We start from the raw sequence: 19,944 nt of genomic DNA on the forward strand, positions 1-19,944 counted from the left end.
GCTCGACGGACGGAACGCGCCGCGACGGCGTGAAACGCCCGCTTTGATCGAATCGGTCATGCTGCCATTCGACTCTTGTGTCGGGCATCGTCCGTTCGGCCAGGGTCCGCTCGCCGCGCCGGCGGGTTAAACTCACGCCCTGAGCATCTACCGCAAGAAGACACGAAGGATGGGCATCCAAACCGCAGCGGCCAACGACGTCGCACAACACACGCCGATGATGCAGCAGTACCTGCGCATCAAGGCGGAGCATCCGGGCACGCTGGTGTTCTACCGGATGGGCGACTTCTACGAACTCTTTTTCGACGACGCGGAAAAAGCCGCACGCCTGCTCGACCTGACGCTCACGCAGCGCGGCGCGTCGGCGGGCAATCCGATCAAGATGGCCGGCGTGCCGCATCACGCTGTCGAACAGTATCTGGCCAGGCTCGTGAAGCTCGGCGAATCGGTTGCGATTTGCGAACAGATCGGCGACCCGGCTACGTCGAAAGGCCCGGTCGAGCGCAAGGTCATGCGCGTGGTCACACCTGGCACGCTGACCGATGCGTCGCTACTGTCCGACAAGAGCGACGTCTATTTGCTCGCGCTGTGCGTCGCGCACAATCGCCGCGGCGTCGCGACGAGCGTCGGTCTCGCCTGGCTCAATCTCGCGAGCGGTGCGCTGCGCCTCGCCGAAGTGGCGCCCGATCAGGTCGCCGCCGCCCTGGAGCGCATCCGTCCCGCGGAAATACTGATCGCCGACGCCACCGCCGATTCGGCCAGTTGGACACCACCTGTCAACGCTAGCGCGCTCAAGCGCGTGCCGGCCTGGCACTTCGATATCACGTCGGGCACGAAGCGCCTGTGCGATCAGCTCGACGTCGCGAGCCTCGACGGCTTCGGTGCGCATTCGCTCGGTTGCGCGTGCGGGGCGGCCGGCGCGTTGCTGCTGTATGCGGCGTCCACGCAGGGCCAACAACTGCGTCACGTGCGCAGCCTGAAGGTCGAATACGAATCCGAATACATCGGCCTCGATCCGGCCACGCGCCGCAACCTCGAACTCACGGAGACACTGCGCGGCACCGAATCGCCGACGCTGTGCTCACTGCTCGACACCTGCTGCACGACGATGGGTAGCCGTCTGCTGCGGCACTGGCTGCATCATCCGCCGCGCGATTCGGCGGTGGCTCGGGCGCGTCAGCAGGCGATCGGCGCGTTGCTCGACGCGCCGCCGGGCGCCGATCTCGATACGCTGCGCCAGGCGTTGCGGCAGATCGCGGACATTGAACGGATCACCGGACGTCTCGCGCTGCTGTCGGCGCGGCCGCGCGATCTGTCGAGCCTGCGCGATACCTTCATCGCGCTGCCTGCTGTGCGCGCGCAGCTCGCAGCGGTGGTATCGAACGCGGATTCGCTCGCGCGCATCGACGCGGCGCTCGAACCGCCGCAAGCGTGCGTCGACTTGCTCAAGCTCGCGGTCGCGCAGGAACCGGCCGCGATGGTGCGCGACGGCGGCGTCATCGCGCGTGGATATGACGCGGAGCTCGACGAACTGCGCGATATTTCGGAGAACTGCGGACAGTTCCTGATCGATCTCGAAACACGCGAACGCGCGCGAACCGGCATCAACAATCTGCGTGTCGAGTACAACAAGGTGCATGGCTTCTATATCGAAGTCACGCGCGGCCAGACCGACAAAGTCCCCGACGACTATCGCCGCCGGCAAACGCTGAAGAACGCCGAGCGCTACATCACGCCCGAGTTGAAGACCTTCGAGGACAAAGCGTTGTCCGCTCAGGAACGCGCGCTCGCACGCGAACGCTCACTGTACGACGCGTTGCTGCAATCGTTGCTGCCGTTCATTCCCGACTGTCAGCGCGTCGCCCTCGCGCTCGCCGAACTCGATCTGCTGGCCGCGTTCGGCGAACGCGCTCGCGCGCTCGACTGGGTTGCGCCGACGTTCCCGGCCAACGCGGGCATCGACATCGAGCAGGGTCGTCATCCGGTGGTCGAGGCGCAGGTCGAGCAGTTCATCGCCAACGATTGCTCACTCGCGACCGAGCGCAAGCTGCTGTTGATCACCGGTCCGAACATGGGCGGCAAGTCGACCTTCATGCGCCAGACCGCGCTGATCGCGCTGCTCGCTTACGTGGGCAGTTACGTGCCGGCGCGGCGCGCGGCCTTTGGGCCGATCGACCGCATCTTCACGCGCATCGGCGCGGCCGACGACCTCGCTGGCGGTCGCTCGACCTTCATGGTGGAGATGACCGAAGCCGCCGCGATCCTCAACGACGCGACACCGCAAAGCCTCGTGCTGATGGACGAGATCGGCCGCGGCACGTCGACGTTCGACGGCCTCGCGCTCGCGTGGGCGATCGCGCGCCACCTGCTCGCCCACAACGGCTGCTATACGCTGTTCGCGACGCACTATTTCGAGCTGACGCAGCTACCCGTGGAGTTTCCGCATGCGGCCAACGTGCACCTGTCGGCGGTCGAGCATGGGCACGGCATCGTGTTCCTGCACGCGGTCAACGAAGGGCCGGCCAATCAGAGCTACGGTCTGCAGGTCGCGCAACTCGCCGGCGTGCCGAACGCGGTGATCCGCGCGGCGCGCAAGCATCTCGCGCATCTTGAGCAGCAATCGGCCGCGCAGCCCGCGCCGCAACTCGATCTGTTCGCGACGCAGCCTGCGATGCTCGCCGAAGACGCGGACCACGACAACGAGGCCGCGGGCGACGCGACGCCTGCGTCGCCCGCGATGCAGACGCTCGTCGAGCGTCTGCGCGGCATCGATCCGAACGATCTGCGGCCGCGCGAAGCGCTGGATCTGCTGTACGAACTGCATGAACTGGCCGTCGCGCCGGATGCGGACCACTGACACGCCGAGACACCCGCGGCGCCCGCGCGGGCTTCGCGCGGCGCTGCGCCACGTGCATGCATCGATAGGCGGCATCGTTGTATTCGCGGCGGTGTGCGTAGGGACCGCGCCGGCGCACGCCGAGACCTCGCGCTTCGCGTTCGCGGTGCTCTCCGACACGATGCACAGCGCCGCCGACGAAGCCGCCACGCAACGGCTGCTCGAGGCGATTGCCCGCGAGCGCGACGTGCGCTTCATCGTCTACGACGGCAATCTGAAGGGGCCGAAGGAAGTTTGCCGCGACGCGCTGTTCGAGCGCCGCCACGCGCTGCTCGACAGTTCGCGGACCGCGCTCATCTTTATCCCCGGCCAGCACGACTGGGGCGATTGCGGCACGGCGGAAGCCGGCGGCTTCGATCCGGTCGAGCGGCTCGACCAGTTGCGGCAAACGCTGTTCGCCGATCCGACGTCGATGGGACAGAACCCGATCGCGTTGACGCGCGAGAGCGAGGTGTCGCGCTTTCGCCCGTTTCGCGAAAACGTGCGCTGGATGGTCAACGACAAAGCGAACAACAAAACCGGCGAGATCGTCTTCATCGGCCTGAACGCGCCCGGTCCGAACAATCACTACCTGAGCGCGGGCGGCCGCAACGGCGAGTTCGAAGATCGCGTGATCGCCAATGCATTCTGGCTCGAGCACGCGGCAGAATACGCGAAGCGCCGCGACGCTCGCGCGATCGTCGTGTTCATTCAGGGCGACTTCGACCCGGAGCGCTACGAGCGACCCGAACGGTTCGCATGGCTGCACTTCGCGCACAGCTCGCGCCGCGACGGCTTTCTCGAATTCAAGCGCAGTCTGGTTAAGCTCGCGCAAATTTTCCCCGGACCTGTGGTCGTCATTCACGCGGACGACGAACGGCCGGCCGGCGGCTTCGTCATCGATCAGCCGCTACGCAACGACAAGGGGATGGTCGTGATGAATCTCACGCGCATTGCGCTCGCGCCGCGTGATCGGCTCAACCAATGGATTCAGATAGAAGCGGATTTCGGCAGGAAGCCGCCGTTCAGGGTCAGCGTGCGCGACGTGCCGAAACAGATGCCGCTGCCCACCACGCCGCCGGTCTTGCCGCCCGCCACTCCGCGCGACGAATCCGGTGCGTCGATGCCAGGTGCACCGGAAATGCCGAATGTGGAAGGGTTCGGGCCGGGGTCGGAATTGCCACCGGTATTGCAGACGCCCGGAGAATCGCAGGACCAGCAGCCGCGCATCCCGTCCGACCAGGGCGGCGGTGAATACGGGCCAGCGATCTCGATGCCGCCGGGGTCGATACTGCCAGCCTCGCCTGCCTTGCCCGCATCGATGCCGTCTGCCCCCGCGACGACACCGCGCATGCCCGCCAGCTCAGTGCAGGGTCGGTTTTGAGCTGTCTTCTTCGTCCTCGTCTTCATCGTCGTCGAGAACTTCGAGGCCGTCCGCGCCGTGCGCGTGCTCGTGCTGGATTTCGTCTTCTGTCGCCGGACGCACGTCTTTGACGGTCAATGCAAAACGCAGCGCCATGCCGGCGAGCGGATGATTGCCGTCGAGCACGACCTTGTCTTCCGCGACGTCGGTCACCACGTACACCAGCGCGTCGATTTCCTCGTCGCCATCTTCCGGGGTGCCTTCGAACTGCATGCCGACTTCAAGCGGTTCCGGGAAGCGATCGCGCGGCTCGATCTTCACGAGCTCGGGATCGTATTCACCGAACGCGTCTTGCGGCTCAAGCTGGATCTGCGTCTCGAAGCCGGCTTCGTGGCCGTCGAGCTCTTCCTCGATCTTGGGGAACGTGCCATCATAGCCGCCGTGAAGATAGACCATCGGCTCTTCGCTTTCCTCGATCAGATTGCCCTGCGCATCCGACAGCTTGTAGGCGACCGACACGACGGTGTTCTTTGCGATTTTCATTCGACTCTCCAGAATACAACTCACATTATACGATGCCCAGGCGGCCCACTCACCTTCCGGCCGATGCGGGTTTGGCACGCAGTTCGCCGTCTGCTGCAAAGCCGGCCATGCAGCCCATTCTTCCGCCCTCGCCCGACATTCCGACCGCACTGCTCGGCCAACTGAGCCCGTCGCAATTCATGCGCCGCTACTGGCAGAAAAAGCCGCTGCTGATCCGTCAGGCGATTCCCGACATCGAAGCACCGCTGTCGCGGGACGAGCTGTTCGAGCTGGCCGATCAGGACGACGTCGAAGCGCGCCTGATCACCCACTTCCGCAACAAATGGCAGCTGGAGCACGGCCCGTTTGCGCCCGACGAACTGCCATCCGTCAGGCAGCGCGCGTGGACATTGCTCGTGCAGGGCGTCGACCTCTACGATGACCGTGCGCGCGCACTGCTCGACCGTTTCCGTTTCGTGCCTGATGCGCGGCTCGACGACCTGATGATTTCGTATGCGACCGACGGCGGCGGCGTCGGCCCGCATTTCGATTCCTACGATGTGTTTCTCTTGCAAGTAAAAGGCAAGCGCCGCTGGCGCATTAGCGCGCAAAAAGATCTGGCACTGCAGCCCGGCTTGCCTTTGAAAGTTTTACAGCGCTTCGATCACGAACAGGAGTGGGTGCTCGAACCCGGCGACATGCTGTACCTGCCGCCGCACATCGCCCACGACGGCATCGCCGAGGGCGAATGCATGACCTGCTCGATCGGTTTTCGCGCACCGTCCGAGAGCGAGCTGACCGCGCAGTTCCTCTACCATCTGGCCGAGCGAGGCGAGGCCACGGGCAAGGCTGGGGCGCTTTATCGCGATCCGCGGCAGGCCGCCGTCGAGCGGCCAGCCGAACTGCCCGCCGCGCTCGTCGAACGGGTGGGAGCGATGCTTGCTAAGGTGCGATGGAATGAGCGGGACATTGCGTCGTTCCTTGGCACGTACCTCAGCGAACCGAAGCCGAGTGTCGTCTTTGATCCGCCGCAACGGCCGCTCAACGAGGTCCGTTTCATCGGCGCTGCGTCGAAATCCGGTCTGCGGCTCGATCGCAAGACTAGCGTGTTGTATGAACGCCGTTTTTTCTTCGTAAATGGAGAAGAAATAACGTGGGGCGGCGCGAAAAAATGGCTGTTCGATCTCGCAAATCTGCGGTGTATGAGTGCGAAACGCTTTGTAACACTCTCACACGATTCGTCGGTGACAGCACTGCTACACGAGTGGTATTGTGCGGGCTGGATACAGGTGGGCGAGCTTGCGTAACTCTGCCCACGTGCTATACCGTACAGTAAAATTTTGTATGAGAAAGACAACGTATTGACCCCGGATTTATCGACTGTCAGTACGAAAGTGCATATAATTTCCGCCCAAGCCGTAGGGAAGATTCCAGCTCATCAAAAGAGCATTTCCACCAGCGGCCCAGGTCGGTGTTGGAGCACATTACCGGTTTTATTTTGCGCTGTTGCTTACCTTTAAACCATAAAAGGACGTGATCATGAAGAAATCCCTCCTCGTAGCATCCCTGTTGGCAGTTGTGGCACTCGCTGCATGCAACAAGAGCAACGATCAGGCCGCTGCACCGGCTAGCGATGCAGCTGCTGCTTCGGCACCGGCTGCTGCTGCGAGCGAAGTTGCTTCGGCACCGGCTGCTGCTGCTCCGGAAGCTTCGGCACCGGCCGCTGCTGCTCCGGAAGCTTCGGCACCGGAAGCTGCTGCTTCGGCTGCAGCTCCGGCTTCGGGCGCAAGCCAGTAAGCTGTCGCGTAGGGTTCGCCTCTGGGCGAAAACTGCTTCGGGAAATCGTCGCGATTTCCCGGGCAGTCAGGCAAAACGCCACGGGTTCATCTCCGTGGCGTTTTGCTTTTTGGAGCGCAATTAATGAAAATTGCCGGCCCGGTAATTGTCTCGTCACCTGAAAAACAAAACGCCGCTTTTTATTGCGGCGTTTTTTCAGCGAAGAACCGGAGGCTCTATCGGGCCGTTGCCCCGGGCACTACATTTTCTTCGAAGAATTCGCGTACCACGTCGATCTCACGGGTGCGCTTGAACGGCGGCAGACTCTGCCAGATGCGGCGGCCATAAGGTTTATCGACGAGACGGGTATCGCAGATCATCAGCACGCCCCGATCGGTCTCCGCGCGAATCAGCCGCCCTGCGCCTTGCTTCAGCGTGATCACGGCCTGCGGTAGCTGATGCACGGCGAACGGGCTCAAGCCCTTCTTCGTCAGTGCATCGAGCCGCGCGGCCAGCACGGGATCGTCCGGCGGCGCGAACGGCAGCTTGTCGATCACGACCAGCGACAACGCGTCGCCACGCACGTCCACCCCTTCCCAGAAGCTCTGACTGCCGACCAGAATCGCATTGCCGTACGTGCGAAAGCGGTCGAGCAATTCGGTGCGGCTCGCATCACCCTGCACGAGCAGCGGATAACCCCAGCCGCGCGCCTCGATCGCGTCGCGCAGCTTCGCCGAGATACGGTCCACCGCGCGCAGCGTCGTGCACAGCATGAAGACGCCGCCGCCCGATGCTTCGATCGCGGGCAACGCCGCATCGAACACGGCATCGGTGAACGTCGGCGACGATGGTTGCGGCAGATTGCGCGGCACGTACAGAAGGCCTTGTGACGGATAGTCGAACGGGCTCGGCAATGTCATCGAGCGCTTCGAGTTCAGGCCCATCTGCGCTGCATAGTGCGTGAAGTCGCCGCGCACCGACAGCGTCGCCGATGTGAAGATCCACGCGCGCGGCACGCCGGCGCGCTGCTTCGCGAAAATCGGCGCGACCGACAACGGCGTTTCATGCAGTTGCACCGTGTGCGAAAACACCTCGATCCAGCGCACCTTTTCGTTCGGATCGGCGCGCTCCGCGTCGGCGTCGCCCTCGCGTGTAGCGACCGCGTTGCGTTCGGCATTCGTCAGCGGTGTGGTCCAGCCGCTCAGCACGTCCTGCAGTTCGCGCGCGCGACGCAGACACGCGCCCAGCGATTCAGCGCGCTCCGCCTGCCCCGCCAACGCCGAGGTCAGCGCATCGAGCTCGGTTTCGAGCGTCTCGAGCGCGGGGAACAACGGATGGTCGTCGGGCAGCTGGCCGATCGACAGACGCACCGAGTCTTCCTTGAACGCGAGCCGCAGGTCGCGCGCCGCGCGCTCGAGCGTCGCGCCGAGTTGGACCCAGTCGAGCGCATCGCGTGCGTGACCGAGTCCCTCCGCCACCGAATCGCGAGCGAGTTCGAGAAACTGCGCGGTCGATAGCGTCTCGCCGAAAAACAGCGTCGCCGTTTCGGGCAACTGGTGCGCTTCATCGAAGATGACCGTGTTCGCGGTCGGCAGCAGTTCCGCCATGCCGGTATCACGCAGCATGATGTCGGCGAAAAACAGATGGTGGTTGACCACCACGATATCGGCCTGCTGCGCTTCGCGGCGCGCCTGCATCACGAAGCAGTCCTTGTAGTGCGGACACTCCTGACCGAGACAGTTGTCGCGCGTCGACGTGACCATCGACCACACCTGCGCCGTTTCCGGAACGCTCGCCAGTTCAGCCTTGTCGCCGGTGCGCGTGATCTTCGCGAAGCGCACGATGTCCTGCAGATACGAGGTTTCCTGGCGCGAAGGCAGTCGGCCGTTGTCCGCGGTGCGTTGCAGATAGTAGTGACACAGGTAGTTCGCGCGGCCCTTCAGCATCGCAACCGACACCGGCACCGCGAGCGCGTCGCGCACGGTAGGGATGTCGCGCTGGAACAGCTGATCCTGCAGATGCTTGGTGCCGGTCGAGACGATCACCTTGCCGCCCCACAGCATGGCCGGCACGAGATACGCATAGGTCTTGCCGGTGCCGGTACCCGCTTCGACGATCAGCGTGTTTTCACCGCCATCGCCGCCTTCGACATGGTCGGATCGGGCGCTGTTGCCGGTCGACTCAGAGGCGGCATCGGCGCCCGTCTGCTGCAGGGGCCGCGCCGGCCGCTTGGGCGTTTCGAACATCGCGGGCTCGGGCATTGCGCGGCCCGACGCCTCCATCGCCGCCGCGACCGCGCGCGCCATCTCGATCTGCGACGCACGCGGCCGATAGCCGTCGATCTGCCGCGCGAGCAAACCGTTGTCGGCGAAGATCTCGTCGAGTTCGCTCGCGCGGCTCCGGCTCAGCGCCGCGGCGCGGGATGAAGTGTCATGCGGTGAATTCAAGGCAAGCGTTCCTGCTAGGTCCGGCTCGCGCGCGGCGCGCCCGGCGCCTGCCAGGCCGCGAACTCAGGCGCGCGCGTCCGGTTCGAGCTGCAATTGCAGCAAGATGATAGTGTCCTTGACTTTGAGTTTGCGCTTTTTCAGGCGCTGCAACTCGAAGTCGTCGATGCCGGGCTCATCCGACATCCGGTCGATCAACCGGTCGAGTCCACTATGCTCCGATTCCAGTTGCAGAATGCGGTCGCGAAGTGTGTTTGCGTCGATGACGTGATGACGATCGCGCATGCTCGGCTCCTCTGGTCGGCGGCACGAACCGCGTGCTGCGGTCCGAAGCCTGAGGTTGCAGTCCGGCTAAAAACGCATTACGGCGGCCGTGGCCACGACCGCCACGGCTCACTCTACGGCACAGCCCCTACAGCATACTTACTGCTGCTGTTGTTGCTGTTGTTGCTGTTTTTGCTGCTCTTCTAGCTGTTGCTGCTTTAACTCGTCCTGGCGCTTCTGCTCGGCTTTCTCGGCGGCCTGCTTCTGACGCGCGTCGACATCGAGCTTGTGCTGCGCTGCGTTGGCCTGCTTCCGCTCGAAATTCTCCTGCTTCTGCTGGCGCTCCGCCGCCTTTTGCGCGCCCTGCTGACGCGCTTGCTCGAGCTTGCGCTGGTAGTCGCTCTGCTTCTGGTCGTAGGCCTTCTGATTGGCCGCTGCCTGCGCTGGCGTGACTCCACGCTGCGCCTGGTCGAGCGCGTGCTGGCGCTGCTTTTCCTCGTAGGCCTGCGCGTTGGTTTCGCGCTGCGGTGCCTCGGCATTGCGCTGCGCCTGATCGAGCGCGTGCTGACGCTGCCTTTCCTGATACGCCTGCTCGTTGCGCGCGTCTTCGGCGGCACGCTGCGGCGCCTGCGCCTCGTTTTGCGCGCGCCGCAATGCCGTGCGTTCGTCGCGCTCGCGGGCGCGCTGCTCACGCTGCTCGGCGTCGAGCGCGAGCTGTTCCTTGCGGATGTCCGCCTGCACGCCGCGCATCGCGTCGCGCGCGCGGTTCAGACAGTGATTGACGAAGAAACGGCTGTAGCAATTGTGTTGCGCGACCGCGAATTGATAGTTGTTGTCGTCAGTGCGCTGATTGAGCACCTGTTGCCGCTCGTCGAACGACTTGTCCAGCGCCGCTGCGTCGCTCGCGCTTTGGGGGCTGTCGGCGGCTGCGGCGACTTGCGGGCCCGATGCCGCGACCGGCGCCGCACCTTGCCCGGGCGTCGCGCTCTGCGCCACAGCCGACACCGGCACCGCGAGCGCGGCGGTGATCGCGCACGACGCCGCGGCCGTCACAAGCGACGAACGGAACTGGCGCAGCGAAACCAGCGGCAATTGAGACGAACCCCGAGACGAACCCGGCAGCGAACCTGACGCCAGCGACGAGATCAGGCGGTTGAGGGACAAGGAGATTGGCAACGTCGTAGAGGGTCAACGGAAGATGGCCGAAATTCTAACACCGCGCGGTTGAGCCCTTTGGCATTTATGGCAAAATGCCCCGCTCTAGCAACCGGGTCGCGGCGCACGCCCGGCCTGTCCCGATTTGCCGCCCGCGCGCGGCCCATCACTGAGTCCGCAGGAACACCAAGACCTTATGACGGAAACCGTAGCACTCAAGATCGTCCAGCGCATCGCCACCGAACTGTCCGTCCAGCCGCGCCAGGTCGCGGCCGCGGTGGGACTTCTCGACGAAGGCGCGACCGTTCCGTTCATCGCCCGTTACCGCAAGGAAGTGACAGGCAATCTCGACGACACGCAACTGCGCAATCTCGAGGAACGCCTGCTGTATCTGCGCGAGCTGGAAGACCGCCGCGCGGCGATCATCGCGAGCATCGACGAACAGGGCAAGCTCACCGACGAGCTGCGCGGCGCGATCGAAGGCGCCGACAGCAAACAGGTGCTGGAAGACCTCTATCTGCCGTACAAACCGAAGCGCCGCACACGCGCGCAGATCGCGCGCGAAGCAGGTCTGCAGCCGCTCGCCGACGCGCTGCTCGGCAATCCGCTGCTCGATCCGCAAACCGAAGCCGCGACCTATGTCCATGCGGAGAAAGGCATTGCCGATGTGAAAGCCGCGCTCGACGGCGCGCGCGACATCCTCTCCGAACAATTCGGCGAGACCGCCGAACTGCTCGGCAAGCTGCGCGACTATCTGTTCAACAAGGGCGTGGTGTCGTCGAAGGTCGTGGAGGGCAAGGAAACCGCGGAAGAGGAAAAATTCCGCGACTACTACGACTACGCCGAAACGATCCGCACGGTGCCGTCGCATCGCGCGCTCGCCCTCTTCCGCGGCCGCAATGCCGGCGTGCTGATGATCAAGCTGGGCCTCGGCGAAGAGCTCGACGCGCAGGTGCCGCATCCGGGCGAAGCGCTGATCGCGCGGCACTTCGGCATCGCCAATCAGAACCGCCCCGGAGACAAGTGGCTCTCCGACGTATGCCGCTGGTGCTGGCGCGTGAAGGTGCAGCCGCACCTCGAAAACGAGCTGCTGACCAATCTGCGCGACCAAGCCGAGCACGAGGCGATCCGCGTGTTCGCGCGCAATCTGAAGGACCTGCTGCTCGCGGCGCCGGCTGGTCCGAAGGCCGTGATCGGCCTCGATCCGGGTCTGCGCACCGGCGTGAAGGTGGCGGTGGTCGACCGCACCGGCAAGGTGCTCGCGACCGACACGATCTACCCGCACGAGCCGCGCCGCGACTGGGACGGCTCGCTCGCGAAGCTCGCGCGAATCGCCGCGCAAACGCAGGCCGAGCTGATCAGCATCGGCAACGGCACCGCGTCGCGTGAGACGGACAAACTCGCGAGCGAACTGATCGCGCGTCATCCGGAACTGAAGCTGCAGAAGATCGTCGTGTCCGAAGCCGGCGCGTCGGTGTACTCGGCGTCCGAACTCGCCGCGAAGGAATTCCCCGACATGGACGTGTCGCTGCGCGGCGCCGTGTCGATCGCGCGACGTCTGCAGGACCCGCTCGCCGAGCTCGTGAAGATCGAGCCGAAGGCGATCGGCGTCGGCCAGTACCAGCACGACGTGAACCAGCGCGAACTCGCGCGCTCGCTCGACGCCGTCGTCGAAGACTGTGTGAACGCGGTCGGCGTCGATGCGAACACCGCGTCGGTCGCGCTGCTCGCGCGGGTGTCGGGTCTCAATGCCACGCTCGCGCGCAACATCGTCGACTATCGCGATGCGAACGGGCCGTTCCCGTCGCGCGAGCATCTGCGCAAGGTACCGCGTCTCGGCGATAAAACCTTCGAGCAGGCCGCCGGCTTCCTGCGCATCAACAACGGCGAGAATCCGCTCGATCGTTCGTCGGTCCACCCGGAAGCGTATCCGGTCGTCCAGCGCATCCTCGCGAAGATCAGCAAGCAGGCCGGCGAAGTGCTCGGCAATCGCGACGCGTTGCGCGGACTGTCACCCACTGAATTCGTCGACGAACGTTTCGGTCTGCCGACCGTGCGCGACATCCTGGTCGAGCTCGAGAAGCCGGGCCGCGATCCGCGTCCCGAGTTCAAGACGGCGACGTTCCGCGAAGGCGTCGAGAAGGTCAGCGACCTGATCCCGGGCATGGTGCTCGAAGGCGTCGTGACGAACGTCGCGGCGTTCGGCGCGTTCATCGACATCGGCGTGCATCAGGACGGTCTCGTGCACGTGTCGGCGATGTCGACGAAGTTCGTGAAAGACCCGCATGAAGTCGTGAAGGCCGGTCAGATCGTCAAGGTCAAGGTGCTCGAAGTCGACGTGAAACGCCAGCGTATTGCGCTGACGATGCGTCTCGATGACGAGCCCGGCGCGGCGGCCGCTCGCAGCGGCGGCGGTGCGCAGCAGGATCGCGGCGGCTCGGGCGGCAACTTCAATCGCGGCGGAGCGGGACGCGGCGCGCCGCAGCGCTCGCGCGAACCGGAGCCGGGCGGTGCGATGGCGGCCGCGTTTGCCAAGCTCAAGCAGAAGTAAACGTAGCGGACCGATGCACTTGGTCGCATGTGCACCGGTCCGCGCATGACTGCGCTGCGCGGTCGATCGCGCACGCACGCGCATAAACGAAAAGCCCACGCATTGCGTGGGCTTTTCGTTTGCACTCCCGTCGGTCACGCGCGGCCCGTCAAATCTCGATCTTCGTCCCCAGTTCCACGACCCGGTTAGCCGGGATGCTGAAGAAGTCGGTCGGCTTCGCGGCATTCTGATGCATCCACGCGAACACACGCTCACGCCACACCGACATGCCCGGCAATTGCGTCGGCACCACCGTTTCGCGCGCTAGGAAGAACGACGTGTCCATTAATTCGAAGGTCATGTCGTGCGTGCGTCCGACGTCGAGCAGCACCGCCTTTACGTCGGGCGTTTCGTTAAAGCCGTAGACCGCCTTGACCAGGAACAGGCCACCCTCCATGTCCTTCACGGTCACGCGGTCGGCGTCGTTCACGTACGGAATGTCGCGCGTGACGAAGGTCAGGAAGATCGTGCGCTCGTGCAGCACCTTGTTGTGCTTCAGGTTGTGCAGCAGGCTCACCGGCACCAGAGAATCGCTGCCGGTCAGATAGATCGCGGTGCCCGACACGCGATGCGGCGGATGCGCGAGCAGGCCTTGCAGGAACGGCATCAGCGGAATACCGTCGGCGGCCGTGCGTTCCTTCACGATCATCCTGCCCTTGAACCACGTCATCAGCAGGAAGAACAGCAGCCCGCCGATGCACAGCGGCAACCAGCCGCCCTCTTCGACCTTCAGCAGGTTCGCGCCGAAAAAGCCCAGATCGACCACCATGAACACGCCGATGATGAGCCCGACGAGCAGCTTGTTCCAGTTCCACACCTTCACCATCACGACGCAGGCAAGAATCGTCGTGATCACCATCGTTGCCGTCACCGCGATACCGTACGCGGCCGCCAGATTGTCGGAGCTCTTGAACGCGATCACGATGCACAGAATGATGAACAGCAGCATCCAGTTCACGACCGGCACATAGATCTGCCCGATCGCGAGCTCGGACGTGTGCAGGACCTTCATGCGCGGCACGTAGCCGAGCTGGATCGCCTGGCTCGTCAGCGAGTACGCGCCTGAAATCACCGCCTGTGACGCGATCACCGTCGCCACCGTCGACAGCACGACGAGCGGAAACAGCGCCCAATCCGGCGCGAGCAGGAAGAATGGATTTTCGATCGCCTTCGGGTCGCGCATCAGCAGCGCGCCCTGGCCGAAGTAGTTGAGCACCAGCGACGGCATCACGAGCACATACCACGCCATGCGGATCGGCTGCGCGCCGAAGTGGCCCATGTCCGCGTACAGCGCTTCCGCGCCGGTCAGCACCAGCACGACCGAGCCGAGCACCACGTAGGCCTGCAGCACGTGCGCGGCCATGAACGTGTACGCGTAGTACGGATTGAGCGCGCGGATCACGTTCGGTGACTGCATGATGTGCCACAGGCCGAGCACGGCCAGCACGAGGAACCACAGCAGCATGATCGGCCCAAACAGACGGCCGACGGTGGCCGTGCCGTGCCGCTGGATCCAGAACAGCACGATCAGGATCACGACGGTCAGAGGAATCACCAGATGCGACAGATGCGGCGCGGCGATTTCCAGACCTTCGACCGCCGAGATCACCGAGATCGCCGGCGTGATCACCGCGTCGCCGTAAAACATGCAGGCGCCGAAGATGCCGAGCATCATCAGAAGGCCGGCCATTTTCGATTTCTGATCGACCGAGCGCATCGCCAGCGCCATCAGTGCGAGGACGCCGCCCTCGCCGTTGTTGTCGGCGCGCATCACGAACAGCACGTACTTGACGCCGACCACGATCACGATCGCCCAGAACAGCAGCGAAATAACGCCAAGGATCGACTGATCGGTCAACGGGATACCGTGCGCCGGGCTGAAGGCTTCCTTCAGCGCGTACAACGGGCTCGTGCCGATGTCGCCGAACACCACTCCGATTGCGGCAATCGCAAGGGAAGGCAGCGGCTGTTTGTGTACGTGATTGTTATCTGTCATGGACGCGAGGAAATCCGTTCCCGGGCGGAAAAAACGACCGCCATTTTAAACTGCCCATCCGGTACCACCCGGCTTGTTGTGGATACGCCACGTGGATGTCCGCGCAGTGTAGCACTGCGATATGGGCGCGTCTGTGACGGCACAGGCGTCCGGGCGCCGCGCGGCGCGCGCATAAAAAAGGAGCCCGGCCGGGCTCCGTTTTGAGACACCACAATGATGCGCGACGTCCGATGCGGCAAAGCCGATGTGGCAAGGCATCACGCGCGCCTGCGCGTCAATTGCCCGACGACTCGTCGGCCTGGGCGATGCCGCGCTTGATCCACGCGCCGAGGTTATGCGGACGCACCGTGTCCCACTCCTCGAACGGCTGATGAATCCACGGGTTGGTCGGCAGATACTGCACGTGATAATCGGGCTTTACTTTTGAGCAGCCCTTGTACCACAGCACGGCCGAGCGCACCGCGGTGATGGCCGGGTAGCGTTCCTTCAAATGCTGCTGCACACGAGCGAGCGTGACGCCTGAATCGACGAGGTCGTCGACGAGCAGCACGTTGCCGTGCAGTTCGCCGCGCGTCATCGTGATGTATTGCGCGATGTCGAGTTCGCCCTGCTGCGTGCCGGCCGCCTCGCGGTAAGAGCTCGTTGCCAGAATCGCCAGCGGCAGATCGTAGATGCGCGACAGCTGGTCGCCGACGCGTAGACCGCCGCGCGCGAGGCACAGGATCTTGTCGAACTTCCAGCCCGATTCGTGCACGGCAAGTGCGAGCACCTCGATCAGCCTGTGATATTCGTCCCAGCCGACCCACAGGTTCTTGTCGTCGTTACGCGGATCTTTCATCGCGATCATGGGTACACCTTGCATCGCTTAGACCTTGAACGGATGACGCAGCAGAATCGTTTCGTCGCGATCCGGACCGGTGGACACCATGTCGATCGGAATGCCCGAGACTTCCTGCACGCGCGTGAGATACGCACGCGCGTTGGCGGGCAGCTTGTCCCACTCCTTGATGCCGACCGTGCTTTCCTTCCAGCCCGCGAAAGTTTCGTAGACCGGCACACAGCGTGCGACTTCGGTCGCGCCGCGCGGCAGCAGATCGACGTTCTGAGCGTCGACCGTGTAGCCGACGCACAGCTTCACTTCGTCGAGACCGTCGAGCACGTCGAGCTTGGTCATGCACAGACCCGTCACGCCGTTGATCTGGATCGAGCGGCGCAGCGCGGCGACGTCGAGCCAGCCGGTGCGGCGCGGACGACCGGTGACCGAGCCGAATTCCTTGCCGACGGTGGCGAGTTCGAGGCCGATCGGCTCCTGGCGCGACGCGTTGTCCGCATCGTACAGTTCGCTCGGAAATGGGCCCGAACCAACCCGCGTGCAGTACGCCTTCGTGATACCGAGGATGTAGTTGAGCTTCTGCGGACCGACTCCCGCGCCCGCCGTCGCGGCACCCGCGACGCAGTTGCTCGACGTGACGAACGGATAGGTGCCGTGGTCGATGTCGAGCAGCGTGCCCTGCGCGCCTTCGAACAGCAGATTGCCACCGTTTGCGTTGACATCGTACAGACGGCGCGACACGTCGGTGACCATCGGCTTCAGGCGGTCGGCGTAGCTCAGCATCGTGTCGAGCGTTTGCTGGAAGTCGACCGCGGCTGCGCCGAGATACTGCGTGAGCACGAAGTTGTGATAGTCGAGGTTTTCGCGCAGACGCTCGGCGAAGGCCGGTGCGTCGAACAGGTCTTGCACGCGCAGGCCGCGGCGCGCGACCTTGTCTTCATAGGCCGGCCCGATGCCGCGGCCGGTCGTGCCGATCTTGTCCGCGCCGCGGCGCGCTTCGCGGCCCTGGTCGATCGCGATGTGGTACGGCAGGATCAGCGTGGTGGCTTCGGAAATGAACAGGCGCTTCTGGACGTCGATGCCGGCGGCTTCGAGTTCACCGATTTCCTTGAACAGCGCTTCCGGCGACAACACGACGCCATTGCCGATGTAGCACGCGACGCCGGGATGCATGATGCCCGACGGAATCAGACGCAAGATGGTTTTCTTGCCGCCGATGATAAGCGTGTGACCGGCATTGTGACCGCCCTGGAAGCGAACGACGCCTTGAGCGTGGTCCGTCAGCCAGTCGACGATCTTGCCCTTGCCTTCATCACCCCATTGGGTACCCACGACGACGACGTTGCGCCCGGGGTTCACATTCACTGCGCTGGCAGACATGTTGTTTCGTAAGCTGGTTAAAAACGTATTTTACCTAGGTTCGCGGAAGCTTCCGGAATTTTTCCGTTTCCGCTCAACGGTATGCACGTCATGTTGAATATTGCGAGGGATGCGCGGCCGCGCAGAGTCGCTCGACCGCGCCCGATTCGGGCGGTGGTTTCGCCGCCCTGTGGCGAGCGACCGGAGAGGCGTCCCCGGCAGCGTGGATCGGAACGCGCGGCTCAAGCGCGCGGCTCGACCACCCATGCGCCATTGCGCTCGACCAGCACCCGGTCGAACGCGAATTCATCGACGTCGTGCTTATGCCCAGGCAGCGCCTGGATCACCACTTCACCGCTATCGCGCAATGCCGCGACCGCCACGCGCAACGCTTCGTCGTGCCGCCACGGCGCGAGGATCGCACTGCTGCGCGCTTCGACCGGCGAGATCCGCGCGACCTCGCGCAGATCCAGCGAAAAGCCGGTTGCCGCGCGAGCGCGGCCATAGGCCTGGCCGACGTGGTCGTACCGGCCGCCGCGCGCGACCGCGTTCGGCACGCCGTCCACGTACGCGGAGAACATCACGCCGCTGTGGTACGCGTAGCCGCGCAGATCGGCGAGATCGATCATCACTTCGGCGCCGTCGACCTGACTCGCGAGGAACGCGAGGTCGTCGAGTGCGCGGGCGATCGCCGGCGAATTCGGCAGACGCGCGCGGGCCTCTTCGAGCACCGACGCGTCGCCGTACAGCGTCGGCAGCGCGCGCAGCGCATCGCGAATCACCGGCGAGAATTGCGCGGTCATCTCGACGAGACGCGGCACGTCCTTGCCCGCAAGGGCGTCGTAGAGCGCCTGGCCGAGTTCCTCGGCGGCCGGCTCGGCTTCGATCAGCGCCGCCAGCACGCCCGCGTGACACAGGTCCAGACGCACCTTCGCGAGCCCGGCGAGACGCAGCGCGTCGAGCATCAGTTGCTGGATCTCGAGGTCCGCTTCGAGGCCGGCGTGACCGTAGATTTCCGCACCGATCTGGATCTGCTCACGCGTTGCGTGCAGGCCGCGCGGCCTCGTATGGGCGACGTTGCCCGCATAGCAGAGACGCGTGACGCCCTGGCGGTTCAACAGATGCGCGTCGATGCGCGCGACCTGCGGGGTGATGTCGGCGCGCAGACCGAGTGTGCGGCCCGACAGCTGATCGACGAGCTTGAAGGTGCGCAGATTCAGATCGTGCCCGCCGCCCGTCAGCAGCGATTCGAGATATTCGAGCAGCGGCGGCATCACCATCTCGTAGCCGTAAGAACGGAAACGGTCCAGCAAATGACGCCGCAATTCTTCGATCTTGCGGGCCTCCGACGGCAGCACGTCGGCGATATTCTCAGGAAGCAACCAGGTCGACATCGATACAGTCCTACGGCGTTGAACACGGCGTCTTGAAGCGCCGATGAATGAGTGTGAATGGCGTGCGGCGGCTTGATTCTGGCGGCCGACACAGACGCTCGGGCGACGCTTTGCAGCTCACGCGAGACGCGCGGCGGTATATGGCAACTAGCTGCAACAAGCCGCGCTCGCCACTCAGGCAAGCCCGCTTCAAAGCGCGCCTCAATGCCCGCTTCAAAGCCCGCTTCAGGTCGCGATGAACAGCAGAATCAGCCCGAGCACCATCACGATGAGCCCGCCGACGCGAATCTGATGCGACGGCCGTTCCGCTATTTTACGGAACGTGTCGCGCCAGGCGCTCGGAAAAACGAACGGAAACATCCCCTCGATAATCAGCATCAGCGCGATCGCGAGCAATAACGAACCAGCTATGTCCATGCGAGTGAAGCGGCCGCGATGCGGATGCCGCGGCCTTCGGTAATCAGCGTTTGCGCGCAGCAGGCGCGGAAGCGTCCGGGGCGGCGCCGCCGGTCGGGCTACGCATGAAGCGGAAGAACTCGCTGCTGGAGTCGACCACGATCAGATCGCCCGGCTTGAAGGTCTTCCGGTACGCCTGCATGCTTTGATAAAACTGGTAGAACTGCGGGTCCTTGCCGAACGCTTCGGCGGCGATCTCCGCGGCCTTCGCATCGCCTTCGCCGCGAATGCCCTGCGCCTGCGCGAGGCCGTCGGCGAGCACCGCCTGCTGCTTCGCGAGCGCGTCCGCGCGGATCTGGTTCGCTTCGGCGGCGCCCTTCGCGCGCTCGTCGGTCGCGGCCTGCTCGCGCGCGGCGATCATGCGCTTGAATACCGAGTCGGCCACCGCCGCCGGGAAATCGACGCGCGTGAGCTGCACATCCACGACGGACACGCCGAGCGACGCCGCGCCCTTGTCCATCGCACCGCGCGCCTCTTCGGCGACCGCTTGCTGTTTGGCGAGCGCGTCGGACAGCGTGAACTTGCCGAACGCGTCGCCGAGCGCGCCGCGCGACAGCAGCGCGAGCCGGTCCGGCAGGCTCTGCGGATCACCTTTCGTTTCAGCGACCAACTTCAGCGGATCGGTCACGCGGAACTTGATGACCGGGTTGACCAGCAGATCGGTTTTGTCGGACGTGACGTAATGATCTTCGTCGGGTGCGTCGAGCGACTGGATGCGATTGTCGACGAACGCGACCGTTTGCAGCGGCGGCGGCAGCTTCACGTGCAGCCCCGGGCCGAGCAGCGTGGGCGTCGCGTCGCCGCGCGCGGACAGCACGGCCATATGCCGTTGATCGACGACGAACACCATCGACGATGCGGCGAACAGCGCGATGACTACCGCGACGACGAGCGCAATGATTCGGTTCATATTCTTGT

General features: G+C 64.4%; 15 protein-coding genes. 5 read left to right on the top strand and 10 right to left on the bottom strand.

The annotated features are described in order from the left end of the window. The first annotated feature begins 169 nt into the window (after window positions 1-169). Window positions 170-2,857 carry a DNA mismatch repair protein MutS gene (gene mutS, locus OKW43_RS25055; RefSeq protein WP_187633169.1) on the top strand — a complete coding sequence of 896 codons (2,688 nt, stop codon included), beginning with the start codon at window positions 170-172 and terminating at the stop codon, window positions 2,855-2,857. Beyond that, window positions 2,844-4,259 carry a hypothetical protein gene (locus OKW43_RS25060; RefSeq protein WP_429451783.1) on the top strand — a complete coding sequence of 472 codons (1,416 nt, stop codon included), beginning with the start codon at window positions 2,844-2,846 and terminating at the stop codon, window positions 4,257-4,259. Before mutS ends, OKW43_RS25060 begins: the two co-directional genes overlap by 14 nt. Here the strand turns inward: OKW43_RS25060 and OKW43_RS25065 are convergent. Further along, window positions 4,239-4,781 carry an FKBP-type peptidyl-prolyl cis-trans isomerase gene (locus OKW43_RS25065; protein ID WP_090800708.1) on the bottom strand — a complete coding sequence of 181 codons (543 nt, stop codon included), beginning with the start codon at window positions 4,779-4,781 and terminating at the stop codon, window positions 4,239-4,241. The two genes, OKW43_RS25060 and OKW43_RS25065, sit on opposite strands and share 21 nt — an antisense overlap. 32 nt (window positions 4,782-4,813) lie before the next feature. Between OKW43_RS25065 and OKW43_RS25070 the strand changes: the two genes are divergently transcribed. Together OKW43_RS25070 and OKW43_RS25075 are read left to right on the top strand one after the other, a co-directional pair. Next, the gene (locus OKW43_RS25070; protein ID WP_187633170.1) at window positions 4,814-6,067 is read left to right on the top strand and encodes a cupin domain-containing protein; all 1,254 of its coding nucleotides are present in this window, start codon (window positions 4,814-4,816) and stop codon (window positions 6,065-6,067) included. 232 nt (window positions 6,068-6,299) lie between these two features. Then, the gene (locus OKW43_RS25075) at window positions 6,300-6,557 is read left to right on the top strand and encodes a hypothetical protein (RefSeq protein WP_246529964.1); all 258 of its coding nucleotides are present in this window, start codon (window positions 6,300-6,302) and stop codon (window positions 6,555-6,557) included. 215 nt (window positions 6,558-6,772) lie between these two features. Here the strand turns inward: OKW43_RS25075 and OKW43_RS25080 are convergent, their stop codons facing one another. The 3 genes from OKW43_RS25080 to OKW43_RS25090 all read right to left on the bottom strand — a co-directional run bounded on the left by OKW43_RS25080 (window position 6,773) and on the right by OKW43_RS25090 (window position 10,408). Then, window positions 6,773-8,983, bottom strand: coding sequence for an ATP-dependent DNA helicase (locus OKW43_RS25080; RefSeq protein WP_429450385.1), 2,211 nt, complete (start codon window positions 8,981-8,983; stop codon window positions 6,773-6,775). A gap of 63 nt (window positions 8,984-9,046) precedes the next feature. Further along, entirely contained in the window at window positions 9,047-9,265 is a 219-nt protein-coding gene (locus OKW43_RS25085; RefSeq protein ID WP_013089766.1) for a DUF465 domain-containing protein, read from the bottom strand. Window positions 9,266-9,403: 138 nt separating this feature from the next. Then, on the bottom strand, window positions 9,404-10,408 hold the full coding sequence (locus OKW43_RS25090) for a hypothetical protein (protein WP_376776320.1): 1,005 nt from the start codon (window positions 10,406-10,408) through the stop codon (window positions 9,404-9,406). 187 nt (window positions 10,409-10,595) lie between these two features. On the opposite strand from OKW43_RS25090, the gene OKW43_RS25095 reads away from it, so the two are divergent. Then, entirely contained in the window at window positions 10,596-12,950 is a 2,355-nt protein-coding gene (locus OKW43_RS25095) for a Tex family protein (RefSeq protein ID WP_429450387.1), read from the top strand. Between the two features lie 148 nt (window positions 12,951-13,098). Here the strand turns inward: OKW43_RS25095 and OKW43_RS25100 are convergent, their stop codons facing one another. The 6 genes from OKW43_RS25100 to hflC all read right to left on the bottom strand — a co-directional run bounded on the left by OKW43_RS25100 (window position 13,099) and on the right by hflC (window position 19,936). Continuing rightward, window positions 13,099-14,985: a potassium transporter Kup gene (locus tag OKW43_RS25100; RefSeq protein WP_187633173.1), complete on the bottom strand. Its 1,887-nt coding sequence runs from the start codon at window positions 14,983-14,985 to the stop codon at window positions 13,099-13,101. A gap of 274 nt (window positions 14,986-15,259) precedes the next feature. Further along, window positions 15,260-15,832 (bottom strand): phosphoribosyltransferase, encoded by a 573-nt coding sequence (locus tag OKW43_RS25105; RefSeq protein WP_027198068.1) that lies wholly within the window; start codon window positions 15,830-15,832, stop codon window positions 15,260-15,262. Window positions 15,833-15,850: 18 nt separating this feature from the next. After that, the gene (locus OKW43_RS25110) at window positions 15,851-17,197 is read right to left on the bottom strand and encodes an adenylosuccinate synthase (RefSeq protein ID WP_187633174.1); all 1,347 of its coding nucleotides are present in this window, start codon (window positions 17,195-17,197) and stop codon (window positions 15,851-15,853) included. A 221-nt stretch (window positions 17,198-17,418) separates the two neighbouring features. Continuing rightward, window positions 17,419-18,570 (bottom strand): ATP phosphoribosyltransferase regulatory subunit, encoded by a 1,152-nt coding sequence (locus OKW43_RS25115; protein ID WP_429450390.1) that lies wholly within the window; start codon window positions 18,568-18,570, stop codon window positions 17,419-17,421. 225 nt (window positions 18,571-18,795) lie between these two features. After that, on the bottom strand, window positions 18,796-18,987 hold the full coding sequence (locus OKW43_RS25120) for a DUF2065 domain-containing protein (RefSeq protein ID WP_187633176.1): 192 nt from the start codon (window positions 18,985-18,987) through the stop codon (window positions 18,796-18,798). Window positions 18,988-19,030: 43 nt separating this feature from the next. Next, a complete protein-coding gene (gene hflC / locus OKW43_RS25125) occupies window positions 19,031-19,936 on the bottom strand; it encodes a protease modulator HflC (protein ID WP_187633177.1) in 906 nt (301 codons plus the stop codon). Window positions 19,937-19,944 lie beyond the last annotated feature (8 nt).

The sequence above is a fragment of the Paraburkholderia sp. WC7.3g genome (assembly GCF_050436345.1).
GTDB lineage: Bacteria > Pseudomonadota > Gammaproteobacteria > Burkholderiales > Burkholderiaceae > Paraburkholderia > Paraburkholderia podalyriae.